Raw genomic sequence first — 20,224 nt, 5'->3', positions numbered from 1 at the left:
GGACCCGCCTACGCCCCGCCGCCCACGTGGCTCCAGCCACGCCGGGCCAGCGCCATGTCCCCCCCACTGGCATCAAGCACGCGTACGCCCGTACCGGCCGCCACCTGTCCAATACGGCTAACCTGTATGCCGCACTGCCGCGCATGCGCCACAAGCCGCGCCTCGTGCGCGGGGGGAACCGCCAGCAGGAGTTCATAGTCATCGCCGCCACCCAGGCATGTGGGCAGCCATTGGGGCCCCAGCGCGCGCACGGCAGGCGAGAGCGGCACCTGGCCTGCATGAATGATGGCGCGCACGCCACTCTCACGCGCCATATGCCCAACGTCCTGTAACAGCCCGTCAGATATATCCATGCCAGCGGAGGCAATACCCCGCAGGTCCAGCCCCAGCCGGGGGCGTGGCAACTGGTAGCGGTCCGCCAGATAGCCATCTGCATCGGACACCTTGCCACAGCGCGCCAGAAGCCCCATGGCGCCATCGCCGATCGTGCCTGTCACCCACAGACCGTCCCCCACGCGCGCGGTACTACGGCGTAACGCCATGCCGGGAGCGACATGCCCCACTATGGTCAGTGAGAGCACCAGCGGGCCGGTAGTGGATGTAGTATCGCCTCCCAGAAGGGTCAGGCCGTATTCCTGCTGATCATGTGCCAGACCGGCGGCAAAGCCTGTGAACCATGCTTCGTCCCGCGCAGGCGGCATGGACACCGTCAGCAGGTAGCCCAGAGGCGTCGCATCCATAGCCGCAAGATCGGACAGGTTGCAGCGCAGCAGCTTGCGGCCAACCGTATCCGCCGGGTCATCGGGCAGGAAATGCACGCCTTCCACCATCGCATCGGCCGCCATGACAAGCTGCCGCCCGGATGGCGGGGTGAACACGGCGGCATCATCACGCAGGTCCAGCGCGCCATGACCAGCAAGCGGACGGAAAATACGGGCTATGAAGCCAAATTCGGCCGGTAACCCGTCATCTGGCAGGTCACGATGCACCATCGTGCTTCTTCACGTTTCAGGATTCGGGGCTGTCCGGCGAGCCATCAAGGACAGGCACCACCTCGGCCACAGGGGTTTCGGGTTCGTTCACGCGCCGCGACAGGGCATCGAGCACACCGTTAAGCATGCGCGGCTCATCGCCTGCCAGAAAGCCGTGCGCGATATCCATGTATTCGTTAATGATGACACGCGCAGGCGTGGGTTCGGCTGCCGTCATCTCGCCACCTGCCGCATGCATGATCGCGCGCAGCACCGGGTCCAGCCGGGCCAGCGGCCATGACGGGGGCAAGATCTCGTGCAGCAGGCCATCAATACGCCCCTGACGCGCCACGGCGCCGCGCACCACAATGCCGAACAGGCGACCATCGGCGTCGGGTACCTGCCCTTCGGCATAGCTGCACTCTGGCACGGCAGACGTAGCCAGCCGGTGCCGGTTGAACTGGTTGATGACATGCTCGGGGCTTTCGCCACCTATCTCGATCTGGAACAGGGCCTGAACCGCCGCCACGCGTGATGCGGTGCGGGAACGGACCTTGGACTGCCGGTCACCGTCTGTCTGTGTCATGGCGGGTTACTCCTGCTGTGGCGATGGTGCGAATTCAGGGCTTCATCGCCTCTTTGGGCGGCGGGGTCCAGTTCAATCTTTGCCTTTGTCGCCAATGGCGGACAAGTTCTGGCCATTCTCCCCCGAGACGGAGGCGGAAATGCTGTCGAGGATATCGGCAAAATCCTTGGTCTCGCGGAAATCCCAGTGCACGCTGGCAAAACGGATATAGGCTACGGAATCAATCTCACGCAGCGTTTCCATGACCAGCCGCCCGATATCACGCGATGGAATGTCGGTCTCGCCCATCGCTTCAAGGCGGCGGACAATGCCGTTGACGATCCGCTCGATCCGCTCGGCATCGACCGGGCGCTTGCGCAGCGCGATACGGACCGAGCGCGCCATCTTCTCGCGCTCGAACGGTACGCGGCGCCCGTCGGCCTTGATGACCACAAGATCGCGCAGTTGCACGCGCTCGATGGTGGTAAAACGCTGCCCGCATGAACCACAGATGCGCCGACGCCGGATGGCCGCGCCATCTTCATGCGGGCGGCTGTCTTTGACCTGCGTGTCGTCATTTCCACAAAAAGGGCAACGCATACAAAACGGATTCCTGACTACGGAGCAAAAAAAGGCGGCCCGGACCGGCCACCTGCCGGGCTAGAGCAGATCCTGGCTGAATGCGTGCATCCAAACAGGTGAAGATGCTCGTACAAACAATAAACCAGAACATCTCCACCGAACCGGTTTTCGGTGAAAGTGCTCTAAGGGCCGACTTCCGCCAGCACATTCAGCACGGCCTCACCATAACGGGCCAACTTGGAGCCACCAACCCCACGGATCATACCAAGTTCATCGAGCGTAGTAGGCCGCTCCATGGCAATATCATGCAGCACGGCATCATGGAAAATAACGTAGGGGGGGATTTCCTGTTCCCGCGCTTCTCCCAGCCGCCATGTCCGCAGGGCTTCGTACCGCGCTGCCGCATCGGGCGCAAGATCAGGGCGTTGCGACCGGGTATTTCCTCCTGCCGTGCGGGTAGCAGCTTTGAGATCCTCGGTCGCATCTTCGCGCAGCATGATCGGCTCTTCCCCGCGCAGGATGGGGCGCGCGCGCCCTTCCTCCAGCGCCAGGGAATTGTATTCACCCGTCACCTTTATCGCGCCACGCGCAATGAGCTGACGGATCACACCCCGCCAGAAAGGTTCCGGCCGGTCCTGGCCTATGCCGAACACGCTCAGCTTCTCATGCCCATGGCGTGAGACCATGTCCGACCCCTTGCCACGCAGTACACCTACAACATGCACCGCGCCAAAGCGCTGGCCGGTACGGTAGATGGCGGAGAGTACCTTCTGCGCCGCAACGGTACCGTCGAATGTGGCCACCGGAGTGCGGCAGTTGTCGCAATGGCCGCAGGCATGGTCCAGTTCCTCGCCAAAGCAGGAAAGCAGCGACTGGGTGCGACAGCCGGTTGTCTCGGTCAGGGCGATCATGGCTTCCAGCCGCGCGCTCATGATCCGTTTCTGGGCATCGGGTGCGTTGGACTGTTCCAGCCAGTACCGCGCGCGCGCCATGTCATCACCACCGTACAGCAGCACGGTCTCGGCCTGTTCGCCATCACGGCCCGCGCGGCCGATCTGCTGGTAATACCCTTCGGGGGAAGAAGGCATGTCCAGATGCACCACAGCGCGGACATCGGGTCGGTCAATGCCCATGCCAAAGGCGATGGTGGCGACAATCACCACCGGCTCACCAGAACGGAAGCGCATCAGGGCGGCCCGCTTTTCCACCGGGGAGAGCCCGGCATGGAACGGCAGCGCCGCATATCCCTTGCCTGCCAGCGAACGCGCCACGCGTTCGGTCTTGCTGCGACTGCCACAATAGACGATGGAGGCAGCCCCCCGGTGCCGGTCCAGTATGGCGGTCAGTTGCCGCAGTTCCGATGTTTTGGGCCGGACCGCGATATCAAGGTTGGGACGATGGAAACTGGCCTTGAGCACGGTTGCGTCCGGCATGGCCAGTGCTTCAAGGATATCGCTACGCGTGCGCGCATCCGCCGTTGCGGTCAGGGCAATGCGGGGCACATGGGGGAAATGCTGCGGCAGGGCCGCCAGTTCGCGGTATTCGGGGCGGAATTCATGCCCCCAGGCAGAAATGCAATGCGCCTCGTCAATAGCGATGACGGACAGCGTAAGCCGTCCCAGCCGTTCCAGCATGCCCGGCGAGAGCAGTCGCTCTGGCGAGACGTAGAGGATATCCAGCCGTCCCGCCACCAGGTCGGATCTTACACGGGCGGCCTCATCGGCTTCCAGTTCTGAATGGAGCGCACCCGCATTGACCCCAAGCTGGCGCAGGGCGGCCACCTGGTCATCCATCAGGGCAATCAGGGGCGATATGACAAGCCCGGTGCCTGGTCGCGCCAGGGCAGGCACCTGATAGCACACGCTCTTGCCGCCACCGGTGGGCATGAGCACAAGACAGTCGCGCCCGGCCATGACCTCATCCACGGCCTGCTGTTGCAGACCGCGGAAATCAGGAAAACCAAAGACATCGGCAAGCACGTCGCGCGGGTTGCGCGACGGCCCTGCAGGCGTTGTCATGTCATGAAGCTGGGAGTCTTCGCTCAGTGTCCACCCACTTCGATCTCGACGCGGCGGGATGCCAGCGCTCCGCTCTCGTTATTCATCGGGCCACGCGGCTGCTGGTGGATGCGGCTGGTATCCACACCATCCACCACCAGCTGACGGGCCACGACCTTGGCGCGGTCAATGGCCAGCAACTCATCGGACGACAGGTCATGGCTCGCGGATGCGTAGCCTTCAACCCGCACGTTGGCATGGCTGGACACCGCACGCTGGGCGGCCTGCGTGATAACGGTCTGGGCTGGCGTGTCGAGCTGGGTCGAGTTCTCGGTAAAGAACACGACATACTTGCCCGGATGGCCACTAGCACACCCTGTCAGCAGACCAAGACCAAGAAGAAGGGACAGGCGACGCATGATGAACTTACTCCTGTTTCAGAGATTCAAAGACGGACCGCTTGCGCTCTTCTGGTGTGTCCGACCCGATTTTCCGCTACTTCGTGCCCTGCGGGGCAGGGCACGTCAATCCTCCAGACGGACATGCCCGCCTTCTTATGCACCAATTACGGCCATCTTGCCGCCAGAAATCCGCCACGCATGATCCAGTTTTTCAACTCCGGCAAGCCGGTGGGCAATCAGGATGACAGTGCGCCCGCGTGTCACCTCGTTCAGGGTCAGCAGGAATTCCTGCTCGGTCCGTGCATCAAGCCCCGTGCCCGGTTCATCCAGAATCAGGATCGGCGCGCGCGAAAGCAGCACACGGGCCAGCGCCAGCCGCCTGCCCTGCCCGCCAGACAGGCTTGCCCCGCCTTCCCCCAGCCAGCAATCCAGCCCTTCGGGCAGATCGCGCACCACGTCGGCCACCTGCGCCTGCTCCAGTGCTGCCCACAGTTCCGCCTCATCCGCATCGGGGCGGCCAAGCAGCAGGTTGGCGCGAATCGTATCGGCAAACAGGTGCGTCGCCTGGGAAAGCCACGCCATGCGCCCACGCAGGTCATCATCACGGATGGTGGCGATATCCTGCCCCCCCAGCGTGATGCGGCCTGACTCAGGCGCCACCACCTTGAGCAGGAGCGCCGCTAGCGTGGACTTGCCCGCCCCAGAAGCCCCAAGCACCGCAATACGCTCGCCCGCCGCGATGTTCAGGCTCAGGTCATTGATGACCGGTGAGCGGTTGGCATCCCAACGAAAGGTAACATGCTCGAAACAGATATCCGTGCCCTGCGGGGCTGGCTGCGTGCCTTCCGGCGGGGCATGTTCGGGCACGCTCCCCACCGCCACCACGCGCGCGGCGGCACGGGTAATGCTGCCCGCCAGCGCCCCCGCACGGGTCAGGCCGCCCACGCTTTCAAACGCGGCAATGGTCAGGAACAGTACCGCCGCTGCGGGCAGCGGGGCAATATGGGGCAACCCCAGCCCCAGCGCTGCCGCCAGCACGGTCAGTACCGCCGCCTGCCCGCACAGGTAGGACGCAGCCCCAGCCATGGCCAGCATGCGCGCCTGCTTCATCTGCGCGCGGTACAGGGCGCCGTCACGCGCCTGGACATGATCGCGCATGCGCGCTTCCGCGCCAAACGTCGCGATCTCGCGCAGGCCGCCCACCATATCCAGCACGCCAATACGCAACTGGGCGCTGGCGTGGTTGACCGCTCCGCCCTCACGCCGCCCCAGCATGGCGGCAATAAACGGCAGGCCAAAGGCACCACAGGCAAACAGGCCACTGACGACAAACGCCAGTTCGGTATTGACCATGTTGATGGCAATGAACAGGAACGGCAGCACCAGCAGCGCGCCCGCCAGCGGGATGATGATGCGCAGGTAAAGCCCGTCCAGCGCCTCGACATCGGATACAAGGCGCGAAAGCAGGTCCCCCGCACGGCGGAAGCCGAGCCCCGCCGCAGCACCACGCGCCAGATGGCGGAAGAACCACACCCGCACATCAGCCAGCGCGCGGAACATGGCATCATGCGTGACCAGTCGCTCGGTATAGCGCAGGATAACGCGTGAGACGCCAAAGATACGCAGCGCCCCGGTGGTGACAACCAGCATGCCCACCGTCATGGCCGCCACACGCAGCCCCGCCGCGCGCATGAGCAGCAGGCCGATCAGCAGCGCCAACAGCGACAGGAGTGCTCCCGCCGTGAGCAGGGGCGCGCGACGCTGCCATATCTGCAAGATCTGCAGCACCGGTGCCAGCACGCCTTCACGCTGTGCCTGGCGCGAGAATTCCCGGTTTTCCGTGGATTTCACGATGCATGCTCCCCGCTGGTGACAATACGCCCGTGATCAAGGTCGATCCGCTGTCCGCCAAAACCGGAAGCCGCAGGCGAATGGCTGGCAAGAATGACAGTACGGTGCACGGCCAGCCGACGCAGGCTGGCGAACACGTCCGCCTCCGTTTCCGGGTCAAGGTGGGAGGTCGGTTCATCAAGCAGCAGCAGTGGTGCGTCCTTGAGAAAGGCGCGCGCAATCGCCACCCGCTGCGCCTGTCCGCCTGACAGGCCAAACCCGCCCTCGCCAATCACGGTATCAAGCCCATGGGGTAGCAGGGCCACGAAACTGTCCGCCGCCGCCGCCGTAACCGCGGCCTGCAGTTCGGCCTGCGTTGCATCGGGGCGGGCAAAGAGAATGTTTTCGCGCAGCGTTCCCGCAAACAATACCGGCTTCTGACCGATCCAAGATGTCATGGCCACGAGGGCGGCGGGATCAATCGCCGTCATGTCGGTGCCATTGAACGTGATCAGTCCACTGGCGGGCTGGATAAAGCCCAGCAGCATTTCAAGAAGAGTGGACTTGCCCGAACCCGACGGCCCCCACAACACCACTGCCTGACCTGCGGGCACACTGAAGGACACATCATCAAGCGTCGGCCCGCGGGCCGCATCCCATGCAAAGCCCACATTCTTGAACGCGATGCTGATGCCATGACCCGCATCACACAGCGCTTGGCCTTCGGCGCGGGCGGTGTCCGTATCGGGCAGTATCCGCATGGCGGCAGCCGCCCCCGATGCGTGGGCGCGATCCTGATAGGCAAGGGCGAGACTACGGAAAGGCGCAAAGAATTCCGGCACCAGCAGCACGACAAACAGCCCACGCGCCACATGCGCCGCCATGACCGTCGCGGGCACACCCTGCTCATGCATTGCCATGACCTGCGCCCCGTTGCGCACCGCCACCAGCACCAGCGCCACCACCAGCGCACAGTCGATAGAGGCGGAGGACAGGAACGCCACCCGCAGCACCTTCATGGTGCGCAGGCGCAGTTCCTCCGCACTCGCGGCAAGACGGCGGGTCTCATCCTCGGTCCGGCCGGACAGCACGATGGTGGCAATACCGCGCACCCGGTCCAGAAAGCGGGCCTGCAGTCGGGTCATGGCCAGGAACTGGTTGCGCGATGCCACCGCCGCGCCAATGCCGAACAGCGCCTGACCAAACGGCACGGCAATGCCGCATACGGCCATGATCAGCGCCGAGCCGGGCTGGACCAGAGCTGCGAGGATACCAATGACAAGCGGTGCCGCGATCCACAGCACGGAAGCTGGCAGCCAGCGGGCGAAAAAACCATCCAGCGCCTCGATCCGGTCAACGGCAAGGGCGGCGAGTTCCCCGCTATGGTGGTTACGCAGCAACCCCGGCCCGCCGCGCAGGATCGCATCGACCACGCCACCGCGCAGGCGGGCGCGTGCCTTTACCCCCGCACGGGCAGCCAGAACGTCCACACCCATCTGCAGCACAGCACGCAGCAAGGCCAGACCTGCAAGGCCGACAAGCGCCCATATCGCCACCGGCATGCCGCCGGGCACTAAAACGCAGGCCAGTACGTTGGCCACGCACCAGACCTGCGCTACCCCCACCCCGGCCACCGCCAGTCCCAGCAACACAACAGGCATGGCCAGCCTGCGCCCAAGACGCGACTGTGCCTTTGTCCACGCCTTCATCACTGTCTTGTCATCGCTCATGATCGCTCCCTATACCGAATGACACGGCACAGGGACAGCCATCATGTATCGCCCCAAACTGCCCGGATCATGACTCTGCCATGCATTTTTGCATGCAATCAGAGGACCAGTTCGTCCTCTTCGGGCTGCTTGAGTGGAAAAACAACGACATAACGTGTCCCGTTTTCCTCAAATATCTGCAGGTCACCCCCAAGCTGGCGCGCGAAACCGCGGATAAGCTGCATGCCGATCCCGCTGCGGGCTTCCTGTCCTTCCCCATGGCTGCGTGCGGCGGCCATGCCTATACCGTTATCGGCAATCCACAAGCAGGCACGCGCCCCATCGAGCGCGCGCAGCCCCACTTCCAGCGTGCCGCGCTGCTGATCGGGAAAGGCATACTTGATCGTATTGCTGACCGCTTCGGTCACAATCAGGGCCAGTGGCACGGCCTGGTCCGGCACCATGAGCAGGTCATCCACGCGGATATCGAGCGTGATCCGTCCATCGTCGGATTCACCAATGGCGTGCATGATCTGGCCGCATAGTTCGCGCACGAAACTCTGCATGTTCAGGCTGTACAGTTCACCATCGGCATAAAGGTAGCGGTGCAGAGTGGCCAGCGCACGCACCCGGTCGCGCGCTTGGGCGAACTCCTCACGCGCGGCGGGTTGGCGGATGCGGCCAGCCTGAAGGTTGAGCAGGGACGCCACGATCTGCAGGTTGTTCTTGACCCGGTGGTGCATTTCCTTGAGCAGTAGTTCCTGGCGCACCTGTGCGCGTTCCAGCCGCTTTTCATGCCGCGCCAGCCTGCGGGTCGCCTTGCTGAAGGCATGCGCAAGCTGCCTGACCTCCAGCGGCATGGCCCAGTTGGAACGCACTTCATACATGCCACCCAACTGCCACTGGTTGACTGATGCCGTAAGCCTGCGCAACGGTGTGATGACCAGCACGTCCGCGCTCTTGGACGCCCCAAGCAGGCCGACGAGCAGCAGCAGGCCGCTGCTGACCAGTGATATCGCGAACATGACCACCGCATGCCGCTCTCCGGCGTTGCGTCGCGTCATGGTCAGCACATGCACGCCTCCCAGCACACGGCCGATGGAAAACGCGCCATCGGACAGGGTGATATGCGCCTGCTCCTGCCCCTGCGCCATCATGACACGCGCCCATTGCATAATCCGCTCAGGCGGCTGGAGGCCCCAGTTACAATCCGCACAGAGCGGGGTGGCCTGGCGCGCGCCACCATCAATTACCCATATCTCGATCGGGCCATTCTGCTGCACGAGGTCCAGCCTGGGGTCACTGGACTGCAATATACCGCTGCGCCAGGACAGGGGCATGATGGCGGCAAGGTAGCCCGCGCGTACTGGGCGCCCCATATCGTCCCCGATCATGGTAGCGACGGTAATGCGGAAGGCAATGGGAACATGGGTGACGGGATCGGTGATCACCCGTATGCCGACATCACCTTGAAAGCGTGGCATGTCATCCACTGTAAGTGGCATGACATCCTTCATGCGCCCCACGGCGGTCAGGACATTGCCACGGTCATCGGTCAGAGCAATCTGGCTATAATGCTGCCCGGTCAGGGACTGGACCAGTTCAAGCATGCGGTGCTGGCTGCTTTCATCAAGCCGCATGCGCGAGACGGCCTTGAGCAGCGAACTGATATGTTCGGATTCGTGACGCAGTTCCAGGTCGATGTGCGATACCGCCATGTCCGTACGGTAGCCCGGCGATTCCAGCGTGGTATGATAGCTGTGCCATGCCTGCACCGCGCCGATTACGGCGATGGGGGTCGCGGCGAGAAGGATGATGGCCATCATCCGGCCACGCACGGCATCGAACACCCGCCCGATACGCGTGAACAGACTACGGTGGCGGGTCTGCCTGCCTTGGCCGGAAGAGGAAAACACGGACATTTATTTTGTCCGTTTCCGGTTTTCCTCAATCAAGCGCAGGAGTTCCTCGGGGACAGGTTCCTTGGTCACATCATCGAACAACTGATGCAGTCCCCGCTTCAACCATAGCTCAAACGCATCATCCGATCTGTTTGCTGACTTCTTTCCTGGTTGCCTGGGAGGACATTTGTCCTTCAGAGCCATCGCATTATCCCGAAGTAAATTCCCACCCTGCACAGCCTCCGCACATGCGGGACGCACATCCTGCCCTGCTACCCCCGCATTACAGGGAACGAATCCGACGCTACCGTATTCTGACAGAGTGACGCGGGCACATCTGTCAGTGCCATATTAACACCACAATTCAAAGTGGGAATTCATTCGGTCAGAATGGTGCCGCAACCTGTTCCCCCACACGGGCACGCAGACGCCGCACGGCACCACGCAGTTCAACGGTCGACATATCGCGCTCTTCACCATACAGCCACGTGGCAAGCTGACGGCGGGCGCGGAAGACGCGACTCTTGGCCGTGCCCACGGCACAACCCGTGGCGGCTGCCAGTTCGTCGTAGCTCATGCCCTGCATCACTACCAATACCAGCGCCTCGCGCTGGTCGGCGGGCAGGCGGTTCATGGCTTCGGCCAGTTCCTTGACCACCAGGCGTTCTTCATGTGCACCGCTACCCGCCATGGCGGAGGCGGGCACATCCTCGATATTGCCGGTCTCGCGCTTCTTGCGCAGGTCAGAAATGAAGCGGTTGCGCAGGATGCGGTGCATCCAGGCTGAAAAATTGGTACCGGGCGTAAAACTGTGCTGGGCGGCCAGTGCGTTGCATACGGCATCCTGCACCAGATCATCCGCTGCCGCGCGGTTGCGCGTGAGCGACAGGGCCTGAACGCGCAGGCGGGGCAGGATTGCAATCATCTCGTCATGAAAACTGCCGGTCATTTTCTTATCCCCTTTTGTGTCGTTCATGCAGGAGGAATGAACGGAGCGGACAAAAGGTTACATCCGGTCAGGTAACGAAAATGCGAGCATATGAAAAAGCTTGCCCTACCTCCCACCCGGGCCGCCGGGACCCATGTAGTCCACGATCTGTGCACGCGCACGCGAGACGCGAGCCTTGATGGTACCCACCGTCACACCACATACGGCCGCAGCCTCGGCGTAAGTCATTTCCTGCACGCCCACCAGCACCAGCGCCTCACGCAGGAGGGGAGAAAGCTGCCAAATCGCACCATCAAGGTCACGCAGGGCGTCCGCCTCCCCTTCCGCATTACCACTTTCCAGGTCCAGGCGGTCGGGGCATCGGGCATAGTCCGACATCACGTCGCGCTCGCGCCGCCTGTGGCGGGCCTGCTCGTAAAACAGGTTGCGGGCTATGGTGTACAGCCATGCCTTCATGCTGCTGCCCGGCGTAAACTGCTCCAGCGCACCGAGCGCGCGCAGAACCGTTTCCTGCACCAGATCATCCGCTGCCGCGGCCTGCCCGGTCAGGAAACGGGCAAATCCGCGCAGTTGCGGCAGGAGGGAGAGCATCTCTCCATGCAAGTGCGTGACCACCAGCGGATCAAATGGTATTCTGGATTCCAGTTTGTTTACTCTTCAACTCTTGCAGCACAGCCTAACGCTGTCATGATCCGGAGTGTAACAGTTTATCCGGGGAGATGAATGCCTCATGCCGCTATCACGGCGTCAAGACCTGCTTCGCGCCCTGCCCTATGCCCGGCGTTATGCCCGCGCACTGTGTGGCAGCCAGTCCAGTGGAGACCTGCTGGTGGCCGAGAGCCTGCGCGAACTCATGGCGGTGGATGATCCCTCCCTGCCGCCCAGGCTACGCCTGTACCAGTGGATCTCACGCCACCATGCACAGAACAGCGTGGAAAATACGCAAGGGAGAGGCATGCCGCCTGTGGCGCGCAAGCTGCTCCTGCTCACTGCGCTGGAGGAACTGAGCATGGCCGATGCAGCACGCGTCCTGTCCCTCAACCCCACGCAGGCTACCGCCATGCTGGAAGATGCCCATGCCCGCCTGCGCTCATGCGCGCAGACCAGCGTGCTGATCATCGAAGACGAACCCATCATTGCGATGGATATCGAGGAACTGGTGCGCCAGTGCGGCCACACCATTGCCGGCGTGGCCAGCAGCGAGGCCGAGGCCGTGCGCCTTGCACGCGAAACCCACCCCGGCCTGATTCTGGCCGACATCAACCTTGGCGACGGGGGCGATGGCATGAATGCCGTCTCCGCCATTCTCCGGCACCAGGACATTCCCATCATCTTCGTGACCGCCTACCCCGAACGCCTGCTTACGGGAGACACGATCGAACCGGCTTTCGTCATTACCAAACCGTTCGAGCCACTTACGCTGGCGGTCTCAACTTATCAGGCGGTATCGGGCGGTGTGTCACTGAACTGACACAGCCGCATGCCAGTACTGGCGCCAGCGGCATCCCCTCGCCTGGCCGTTGCATGTATGCTGCCCGCACTGGCCGTGCAGTCAGGCGGAGCGGCGCCACCATAGCGACCGCTTAATTGTATAGAGGGCAGAATGAAACGGCTGGTCATTGTCTCCAATCGCGTTCCCGTTCCCAAGGAAGGGCTGCGTCCAGGCGGTCTGGCCGTTGTGCTCAAGGACCTGCTGGCGCGCAAGGGCGGCATGTGGTTTGGCTGGAACGGCACCTGCCATCCCGACGCGGCTCACCTCCCCCCCGCGATCCAGAACGCCGAAGGCGTGCAGTATGCCACCATCGGCCTGACCCCGGCCGAGCACCGCAACTACTATACCGGTTTTTCCAATTCCACGCTGTGGCCGCTCATGCATTCCCTGCCCGAGCACATCCACTTCGAGCGGCGCGAGCTTGCCAGCTACTGGTCGGTCAACGAACGGTTCTGTGAGAACCTCCTCCCGCTCCTGCGCGCGGATGACATCATCTGGATCCACGACTATCACCTGCTGCCCCTCGCCGCCCTGCTGCGCCGCCATGGGGTGCGCCAGCCCATAGGCTTTTTCCTCCACACCCCCTTCCCCGCGCCGGACATGCTGGCCACGGCGCCTGACGGGGGCACCTTCCTGCGCGACCTGCTACGTGCCGACCTGCTGGGTTTCCAGACGGCGGATGACACGGCCAATTTCATCTTTGCCGCCACCCGCACGGCCGGCGCTATTGCCAGGACGGACGATGCCCTGGAGTTTGAGGGACATACGGTGCGAGTCGGCACCTTCCCCGTCGAAATCGACCCCACGCGCTTTGCCGCCACGGCGCGGGATGCGGCAGGTTCCAATGACCTGCGCAGGCTGTCCAACTCACTTGCGGGGCGCAGGCTGGTCTTTGGAGTGGACCGCATGGACCCCACCAAGGGTCTGGACCACCGGCTGGCTGGCTATGAACGCTTTCTGGAAACCTATCCCCAGCGCGAACGCCAGGTCACGTTCCTGCAGATCGCGGCGGAAAGTCGGACGGATGTGGCGTCTTACAAGGAACTGCGCAACAGGCTGGAGCATCAGATCGGCCAGCTAAACGCCCATCGCGGGCAGGCGGACTGGACGCCACTGCGATTCCTGACACGCGGCAGCCCGCGCCCTACGGTGGCAGGTTACATGCGGCTGGCCGATATCGGCTACATCACGCCCCTGCGCGACGGAATGAACCTCGTAGCCAAGGAGTTCATCGCAGCTCAGGACCCACAAAACCCCGGTGTCCTGATCCTCTCCCGCCTGGCCGGGGCCGCCAAGCAGCTTGAGGCCGCGATACTGGTCAATCCACTCGACCATGATGACATGGCCGATGCACTGGAACGTGCGATGGTCATGTCAGCCGATGAACGGCGTGAACGCTGGCAGGCGTGCTGGGACAGCATCGCCAGCCGCACCGCGCTGGGCTGGGGGCTGTCATTCCTGAACATACTGGAAGGTCCGGCACAGGGCTGACCCACCCCATAGCGGCCTTGCATACGGGGCCATGGAAGGGACATAAGCAGGTATGGCTTCTCCTCCCCTTCTTCTCCTTCAGGACATTACCCTTACCCTTGGGGGCGCGCCGCTGCTCAACGGGGCGGGATTTGGCGTAGGCCCCGGTGAGCGGCTGTGCCTTGTCGGTCGTAACGGCTGTGGAAAATCCACCCTGCTGCGCATTGCGGCGGGTGAGATACAGGCCGATGATGGCACCGTTTTTGTCCAGCCCGGCACCACCGTGCGCTACCTGCCGCAGGAACCCGACCTGTCCGGCTTCGCCACCACACTGGATTACGTGCGCGCGGGCATGGGACCGGGCGACCCGGAATACCGCGCCGAACTACTGCTGGGCGAACTGGGGCTGACCGGCACGGAAGATCCCGCCACGCTGTCTGGCGGTGAAGCACGGCGCTGCGCACTGGCGCGTGCCCTGGCGCCCGAACCCGACCTGCTGTTGCTGGACGAACCCACCAACCATCTGGACATGCCCACCATTGAATGGCTGGAGCGTGAACTGCTTTCGCTGTCCTCGGCCATGGTCATCATCAGCCATGACCGCCGCCTGCTCGAAACGCTGTCGCGTTCGGTCGTGTGGCTGGACCGGGGTGTCACCCGCAGGCTGGACCAGGGATTCGCGCGTTTCGAGACATGGCGCGAAGACGTGCTGGAACAGGAAGAGCGCGACAGCCACAAGCTGGACCGCCAGATCGCGCGCGAAGAAGACTGGATGCGCTACGGCGTGACTGCACGCCGCAAGCGCAACGTCCGCCGCGTGGCTGAATTGGCCGAACTGCGCAATACCCGCCGCACCGCCATAAAGCAGCCCGGTGGCCTGAAGATGGAAGCCCGCGAAAGCGACCTGTCAGGTAAACTGGTCGCGGTGGCAGAAGACATGTCACGCGCCTATGATCCCGCCCACCCGGTGGTCAGCCACCTGGACCTGCGTGTCCTACGCGGGGACCGGCTGGGGATCGTGGGGGCCAATGGCGCGGGCAAGAGTACCCTGCTGCGCCTGCTGACGGGACTGGACAAACCGGATTCCGGCACCATCAAGATCGGCAGCGCGCTCAATGTCGTGACACTGGATCAGCAGCGCCGCTCGCTAGATCCCAACACCACGCTGGCGGATACGCTGACGGGCGGCGGCGGCGACATGGTGCAGGTTGGCGATGAGAAACGTCATGTCATCGGCTACATGAAGGACTTCCTGTTCCGCCCCGAGCAGGCACGTACGCCTGTGGGCGTGCTGTCGGGGGGGGAGCGGGGACGGCTTATGCTGGCCTGCGCGCTGGCGCGGCCCTCCAACCTGCTGGTGCTGGATGAGCCGACAAACGACCTGGACCTTGAAACGCTCGACCTGCTGCAGGACATGCTGGCGGCTTATTCCGGCACGGTGCTGCTGGTCAGCCATGACCGTGACTTCCTTGACCGGGTCGCGTCCTCCATCCTGATGGCGGAAGGTAGTGGGAAATGGGTGGAATACGCTGGTGGCTACAGCGACATGCTGGCCCAGCGCCAGGATGCCACGCTGGCGGCACGCCCCCGGCAGGAACGCGCGGAAACCACACTGGCCAGAACCGACGTCGCGCCTTCTTCCTCCCCCCGCCAGCCCGCGCGCAAAATGTCCTACAAGGACAGGCACGCGCTTGAGCAGTTGCCCAAGCAGATGGCGGCGCTGGAGTCCGAGATCGGGCGGCTACGTGCCGTTCTGTCCGATGCGGGCCTATACGCCCGTGACCCGGCTGCCTTTACCGCCACCACCACCGCACTGGAAAAGGCCGAAGCCGACCTGACGGCGACCGAAGAACGCTGGCTGGAACTGGAAATGCTACGCGAGACGATTCAGTCTTCCTGAACGGGGGGAATGATCAGGCCCGATGCCTCCATCCGTGCACGGGTGGCGGCAATGCCCTGCGTTACCGCAAGGGCAGCGGCCAGCGCGCGGCGTCCCGCCGCTGCATCGACCAACACCCTTGCCCCATCAAGACACGATGCGGCAAAGGCGGCGTGTTCGGCGGCCAGTGTGTCGTGGTCGCGCCATGTCACGGCTTCGCGCCGGAAGCCGCCGGTGCCGGGCAGTGGCAGGCCCCGTTCGCGCCCGATCATGGTCAGTTCCCGCTTCATGAAATCAGCGGACAGATAGCCTTCCTGCGAAAATACGCGCATCCGCCGCTCGGTCTTGAGGGAAATGCGGCTTGCGGCGATGGTGGCCACGCACCCGTTTTCAAAGCGTACGCGGGCGTTGGCAATATCCTCGAAAGGCGAACTGACAGCCGCCCCCAGCGCGTCCACGCTCTCGATCGGGCTGTCCACGATGGCCAGCACCAGGTCAAGGTCATGGATCATGAGATCAAGGATGACCGAGACATCCGTGCCACGCGGCTTGTAAGGGGCAATACGCGTAGCCTCGATATAGAGCGGGCGGGAAATACGCCCGGTAATAGCGCGGTGCTCGGCCGAGTAGCGCAGCAAATGCCCCACCTGAAGCACCACACCGGCTGCCTGCGCTAGATGCGCCAGTTCGTCCGCCTGTTCCAGCGTTGCGGCCATGGGTTTTTCCACTAGCACATGCCGCCCGGCCGCAAGGGCCTGCCGAGCCAGGTCGAAATGGTATTCGGCGGGAGCCGCAATAATGATCGCATCCGAACATGCCAGCAGGTCGGGATAGGACAGCACCGGCACGCCACCTGTCTCCCGCGCCACCACGCGCGCACGCTCCGTATCGGGATCATGGATGCCCACAAGGGCTTCACGCGGGGAATCCAGCACCTTGAGCGCATGGAAACGGCCAAAATGCCCGGCCCCCACAATGCCGATGCGTAACTGCCGCCCCGCCATGTTGCCGCCTGCCGCCTGCGTCATGCCCCGTTCCTGCCCTGTCATGTTCCGTTCATCCCGATTAGCAGGCGACGGGGCGCGCGCACAGTCCCGCCACGCTCACAGCGGGCATGAATGGTGCGGGACATGCGGCAAAACGGCAACGTCTGCCGGGTGTGTGGCGGATCAGCGGTTGCATCATCGGGCGCGGACCGGCATGTTCCCGCCACTGAATTTCGTGCACACGAGACATTGACCATGCCGGACAAGGGAACCGGCTCAGCCGGGCGTAGGGAGCACACCATCAAGTCATGATGTATTACAGTCGGCTCAGAATGGCCTCGGTCATTGGCATATGTCTGGTCGGGCTGGCGCTGTGCCTGCCCAATGTCATAAGCCAGCCCATGGCATCCCTGCCCTGGCGCCAGATCCACCTCGGGCTTGACCTGCGGGGTGGCTCCTACCTGCTTTTGCAAGTGGACATGAACAGTGTCGCCGCCGACAGGCTGCGCGGCCTGCAGGATGAAACGCGCCAGACACTGCTCAAGAACAGCCTGGGCTACCGCAACCTGGCCACCACCGCACATGGCGTGACGTTTACGCCACGCACACCGGATGAGACGCAGCCCGACCTCAAGGCCCTGCGCGCCATGCCGATGAACGTGCCGGGCGAGTTCACGGTTGAGCCGGGCGATGGCGGTCAGATCAACCTGACCCTTTCGGCCGATGCCGCCCGCCAACGTGCCTATGACGCGGTGACCCAGTCGATCGAGATCGTGCGCCGCCGTATTGACGCCACCGGCGCGATCGACCCCGAGATCACCCGTCAGGGCGAGGACCGGATCATCGTCGAACTACCCGGCATCAGCGACCCCGAGCGGGTAAAAAACCTGCTGGGCACCACGGCGAAGATGACATTCCATCTGGTGGCCGATTCCGCCATCGGTTCCGCCGTACCCCCGCCGGGCGTGGACCTGCTGCCCATGAGCGACGGGCAGAGCAAGCTGCCGGTGTTCTCGCATGTGGATGTGGATGGCGCGGACCTGACCAACGCCAGCGCCTCGATCGACCAGCAGAGTGGCGAATGGGCGGTGAACTTCACCTTCGATTCGACCGGCGCGCAGGAATTTGGCGATGTCACGCGGGCCAATGTGGGCAAGCGCTTCGCCATCGTGCTGGATAACAAGGTGATCGAGGCCCCGGTCATCCGTACCGCCATTACCGGCGGGAGCGGGCAGATTACCGGCGGTTTCAGTGCCCAGCAGGCGACCGACATGGCGCTGCTGCTGCGCGCGGGCGCGCTGCCCGCACCGCTGAACGTGATTGAACAGCGTTCCATTGGTCCGTCGTTGGGTGCGGATTCGATCCGCGCGGGCGGCTACAGCCTTGCTGCCGGCTTTGTGCTGGTGATCGCGTTCATGGCGCTGTTCTATGGCCGCTTTGGCTGGTACGCGAATATCGCCCTGCTGGCCAACCTTGTGCTCATGACCGCCATCCTCTCGCTGTTCGAGGCAACGCTGACCCTGCCAGGTATGGCGGGCATGCTGCTGACTTTGGGCATGGCGGTGGATGCGAATATCCTGATCAACGAACGCATCCGCGAGGAAGTAGCCCGTGGCCGCAGCGCGCTGCAGGCCATGCAGGCGGGCTTCGAGCGGGCGACCGCCACGATCGTGGATAGTAACGCCACCGCATTGCTGGCGCATGTGATGCTGTTCGTTTTTGGAACCGGGCCGGTGCGTGGATTCGCACTCACGATCACGATCGGTATCGTGACGACCCTGTTCACCACCCTTCTCCTGTCCCGGATGCTGATGGTGCGCTGGTATGCCCGCACACGCCCCAGCACCCTACCGGTCTGAGGCGCGCCGCATGATGTTTGACCGTCCCCTTCTCCGGTTCGTGCCGCGTGGCACGAAAATCAACTTCATGCGTGGCCGGTTCATCGGTCTCGCCACATCGGCCGTTCTGTCCATCGCCTCGCTGATCCTGTTTTTCCACCCTGGCCTGACGCTGGGACTGGACTTCCGGGGCGGCATCGTGGTGGAAGCGCGCACGCAGGGGCCGGCGGATTTCAACACCATCCGCGCCGCTCTTGCCGCCCAGCATGTCAGTGCTGCCGGCGTGCAGTCCTTTGGCGGGCCGGATGACGTGCTGATCCGGCTTGATACGCCACCCGACAGCGAACCCGACCATGAGGCCCGCACGCAGGCCATGGTCGACTCCGTGCGCCATGCCATAGCCACCCTGCCCGGCGCGCAGGTGCTGCGCGCGGATGCGGTCGGCGCTTCGGTCTCGAGGGAACTGTTCCGCAACGGCATGCTGGCGCTGGGTATCAGCCTGCTGATGATCCTGGCCTATATTTGGTTCCGCTTTGAATGGGAGTTCGCGGTCAGCGCGGTGGTGACGCTGGTGCTGGACCTGACCAAGGCCATCGGTTTCCTTGTCATCACGCATTTCGAGTTCGATCTGGTGATGGTGGCCGCCATCCTGACCATCCTTGGCTACTCCACCAACGACAAGGTGGTTGTGTATGACCGCGTGCGTGAAAACCTACGCAAATACCGCACCTTGCCGCTGGCGGAACTGATTGACCTGTCGATCAATGAAACACTCAGCCGCACGCTGGGCACGTCGTGCACCGTATTCCTTGCGGCCCTGCCTCTGGCGCTATTTGGCGGCGCGAGCCTGTCGGGCTTTGCGTGGGTTATGCTGTTCGGGATCGTGGTGGGTACGTCTTCCTCCATCTTTATCGCAGCGCCCCTGCTGCTGCTAATGGGCGAAAAACGGCTGCGGCGTGACACCCGCCCGCCTGCCCGCAGCTAGAGCAGATCCAGTTTGAATGGACACATTCGAACTGGTGAAGATGCGCGATAAACAATGAGTTAGAGAAATTTCACTGAGCCAGAGTTCAGTGGAATTGCTCTAGGGGCCGACAGGCATGGCCACCCGCACAAATACTGTGCGGGGGCACGCGCTACTTACGGGCAGGTCCGGCCGGTTGCGGCTGCGCCTGCCCGTTTGCGTGGGGCCTGTCTGCATCGGGTATGCCTGCCGCATGCCCTGCGGCCGAAGGGAATAGCGGCGCACCAGGAAGACAGCGGGCAGGCGTGCGCCCCCCCAGCGTGGCGGGGTCGGGCTGGCTGGTACAGGCCAGCATGATTTCCACCGCCTGCCTGCCCCTGCGGCGTGCGGCAGGTGAGGGTTTTTCAAGCGCTGCCACCAGCATGCGCTTGCCGTATTTGAGCGAGATGGCCATGTCATACACCTGCTGACCCGACAGGCCCCCATCCTGCAGGCGACTGACAAGTGCACCTTCCGCCATGAAGTAGGATGTGATCAGCAGGTAATCCTGTGCCGGAGGCGGCAGGCGGCGCGCCATGTCACGCTCCGGCGCGGCGCGGCAGCCTGCAAGCAGGGCCGCAGCCGTTACCGCGAGCAGGCCCGCACGTACATGTTGTTTGAAATCAGTCATAAAGCAACCGCCCCCACATG

18 protein-coding genes are annotated in these 20,224 nt (G+C 63.5%); 5 read left to right on the top strand and 13 right to left on the bottom strand.

The genetic code is table 11. From position 1 onward, the window contains the following. Positions 1 to 8: 8 nt before the first annotated feature. The 11 genes from thiL to GLX_RS14050 form a co-directional block, all read right to left on the bottom strand. Positions 9 to 992, bottom strand: a complete 984-nt coding sequence (gene thiL, locus GLX_RS14100; protein WP_014106638.1) for a thiamine-phosphate kinase — start codon at positions 990 to 992, stop codon at positions 9 to 11. Positions 993 to 1,008: 16 nt separating this feature from the next. Then, positions 1,009 to 1,557, bottom strand: a complete 549-nt coding sequence (gene nusB, locus GLX_RS14095) for a transcription antitermination factor NusB (protein WP_014106637.1) — start codon at positions 1,555 to 1,557, stop codon at positions 1,009 to 1,011. A 72-nt stretch (positions 1,558 to 1,629) separates the two neighbouring features. Beyond that, positions 1,630 to 2,136, bottom strand: a complete 507-nt coding sequence (nrdR, locus tag GLX_RS14090; protein WP_014106636.1) for a transcriptional regulator NrdR — start codon at positions 2,134 to 2,136, stop codon at positions 1,630 to 1,632. A 164-nt stretch (positions 2,137 to 2,300) separates the two neighbouring features. Further along, complete coding sequence (recQ, locus tag GLX_RS14085) at positions 2,301 to 4,136, bottom strand: DNA helicase RecQ (RefSeq protein ID WP_014106635.1); 1,836 nt, start codon at positions 4,134 to 4,136, stop codon at positions 2,301 to 2,303. A 23-nt stretch (positions 4,137 to 4,159) separates the two neighbouring features. After that, entirely contained in the window at positions 4,160 to 4,534 is a 375-nt protein-coding gene (locus GLX_RS14080; RefSeq protein ID WP_014106634.1) for an OmpA family protein, read from the bottom strand. 135 nt (positions 4,535 to 4,669) lie between these two features. Beyond that, the gene (gene cydC / locus GLX_RS14075) at positions 4,670 to 6,367 is read right to left on the bottom strand and encodes a thiol reductant ABC exporter subunit CydC (protein ID WP_014106633.1); all 1,698 of its coding nucleotides are present in this window, start codon (positions 6,365 to 6,367) and stop codon (positions 4,670 to 4,672) included. Beyond that, positions 6,364 to 8,076 (bottom strand): thiol reductant ABC exporter subunit CydD, encoded by a 1,713-nt coding sequence (gene cydD / locus GLX_RS14070; RefSeq protein ID WP_014106632.1) that lies wholly within the window; start codon positions 8,074 to 8,076, stop codon positions 6,364 to 6,366. Before cydD ends, cydC begins: the two co-directional genes overlap by 4 nt. A 98-nt stretch (positions 8,077 to 8,174) precedes the next feature. Continuing rightward, positions 8,175 to 9,977, bottom strand: coding sequence for a sensor histidine kinase (locus GLX_RS14065; RefSeq protein WP_014106631.1), 1,803 nt, complete (start codon positions 9,975 to 9,977; stop codon positions 8,175 to 8,177). Continuing rightward, positions 9,978 to 10,160, bottom strand: coding sequence for a hypothetical protein (locus tag GLX_RS19040; RefSeq protein WP_041247460.1), 183 nt, complete (start codon positions 10,158 to 10,160; stop codon positions 9,978 to 9,980). Between the two features lie 181 nt (positions 10,161 to 10,341). Next, on the bottom strand, positions 10,342 to 10,905 hold the full coding sequence (locus tag GLX_RS14055) for a sigma-70 family RNA polymerase sigma factor (RefSeq protein ID WP_041247459.1): 564 nt from the start codon (positions 10,903 to 10,905) through the stop codon (positions 10,342 to 10,344). 105 nt (positions 10,906 to 11,010) lie between these two features. Then, entirely contained in the window at positions 11,011 to 11,496 is a 486-nt protein-coding gene (locus GLX_RS14050) for a sigma-70 family RNA polymerase sigma factor (protein WP_014106629.1), read from the bottom strand. 139 nt (positions 11,497 to 11,635) lie between these two features. Between GLX_RS14050 and GLX_RS14045 the strand changes: the two genes are divergently transcribed. The 3 genes from GLX_RS14045 (at position 11,636) to GLX_RS14035 (ending at position 15,767) form a co-directional block, all read left to right on the top strand. Further along, a complete protein-coding gene (locus GLX_RS14045) occupies positions 11,636 to 12,376 on the top strand; it encodes a response regulator (RefSeq protein WP_014106628.1) in 741 nt (246 codons plus the stop codon). Positions 12,377 to 12,508: 132 nt separating this feature from the next. Beyond that, positions 12,509 to 13,888, top strand: a complete 1,380-nt coding sequence (locus tag GLX_RS14040) for an alpha,alpha-trehalose-phosphate synthase (UDP-forming) (protein ID WP_014106627.1) — start codon at positions 12,509 to 12,511, stop codon at positions 13,886 to 13,888. 52 nt (positions 13,889 to 13,940) lie between these two features. Beyond that, positions 13,941 to 15,767 carry an ABC-F family ATP-binding cassette domain-containing protein gene (locus GLX_RS14035; RefSeq protein WP_014106626.1) on the top strand — a complete coding sequence of 609 codons (1,827 nt, stop codon included), beginning with the start codon at positions 13,941 to 13,943 and terminating at the stop codon, positions 15,765 to 15,767. Here the strand turns inward: GLX_RS14035 and GLX_RS14030 are convergent. Next, positions 15,755 to 16,795, bottom strand: coding sequence for a Gfo/Idh/MocA family protein (locus GLX_RS14030; RefSeq protein ID WP_014106625.1), 1,041 nt, complete (start codon positions 16,793 to 16,795; stop codon positions 15,755 to 15,757). The genes GLX_RS14035 and GLX_RS14030 overlap by 13 nt on opposite strands. Positions 16,796 to 17,040: 245 nt before the next feature. Here GLX_RS14030 and secD point away from each other — a divergent pair, with 245 nt between their 5' ends. Both secD and secF read left to right on the top strand, forming a co-directional pair. Further along, the gene (gene secD / locus GLX_RS14025; protein WP_014106624.1) at positions 17,041 to 18,591 is read left to right on the top strand and encodes a protein translocase subunit SecD; all 1,551 of its coding nucleotides are present in this window, start codon (positions 17,041 to 17,043) and stop codon (positions 18,589 to 18,591) included. A gap of 13 nt (positions 18,592 to 18,604) precedes the next feature. Beyond that, a complete protein-coding gene (gene secF / locus GLX_RS14020) occupies positions 18,605 to 19,555 on the top strand; it encodes a protein translocase subunit SecF (RefSeq protein ID WP_014106623.1) in 951 nt (316 codons plus the stop codon). Between the two features lie 151 nt (positions 19,556 to 19,706). On the opposite strand, the gene GLX_RS14015 is transcribed toward secF, so the two are convergent. Next, positions 19,707 to 20,204, bottom strand: a complete 498-nt coding sequence (locus GLX_RS14015) for a hypothetical protein (RefSeq protein WP_041247458.1) — start codon at positions 20,202 to 20,204, stop codon at positions 19,707 to 19,709. Positions 20,205 to 20,224 lie beyond the last annotated feature (20 nt).

Source organism: Komagataeibacter medellinensis NBRC 3288, assembly GCF_000182745.2.
GTDB classification, from domain to species: Bacteria; Pseudomonadota; Alphaproteobacteria; order Acetobacterales; family Acetobacteraceae; genus Komagataeibacter; species Komagataeibacter medellinensis.
Note: the sequence above shows the minus strand (reverse complement) of the source record. Positions and strands in the feature narration are given on the sequence as shown.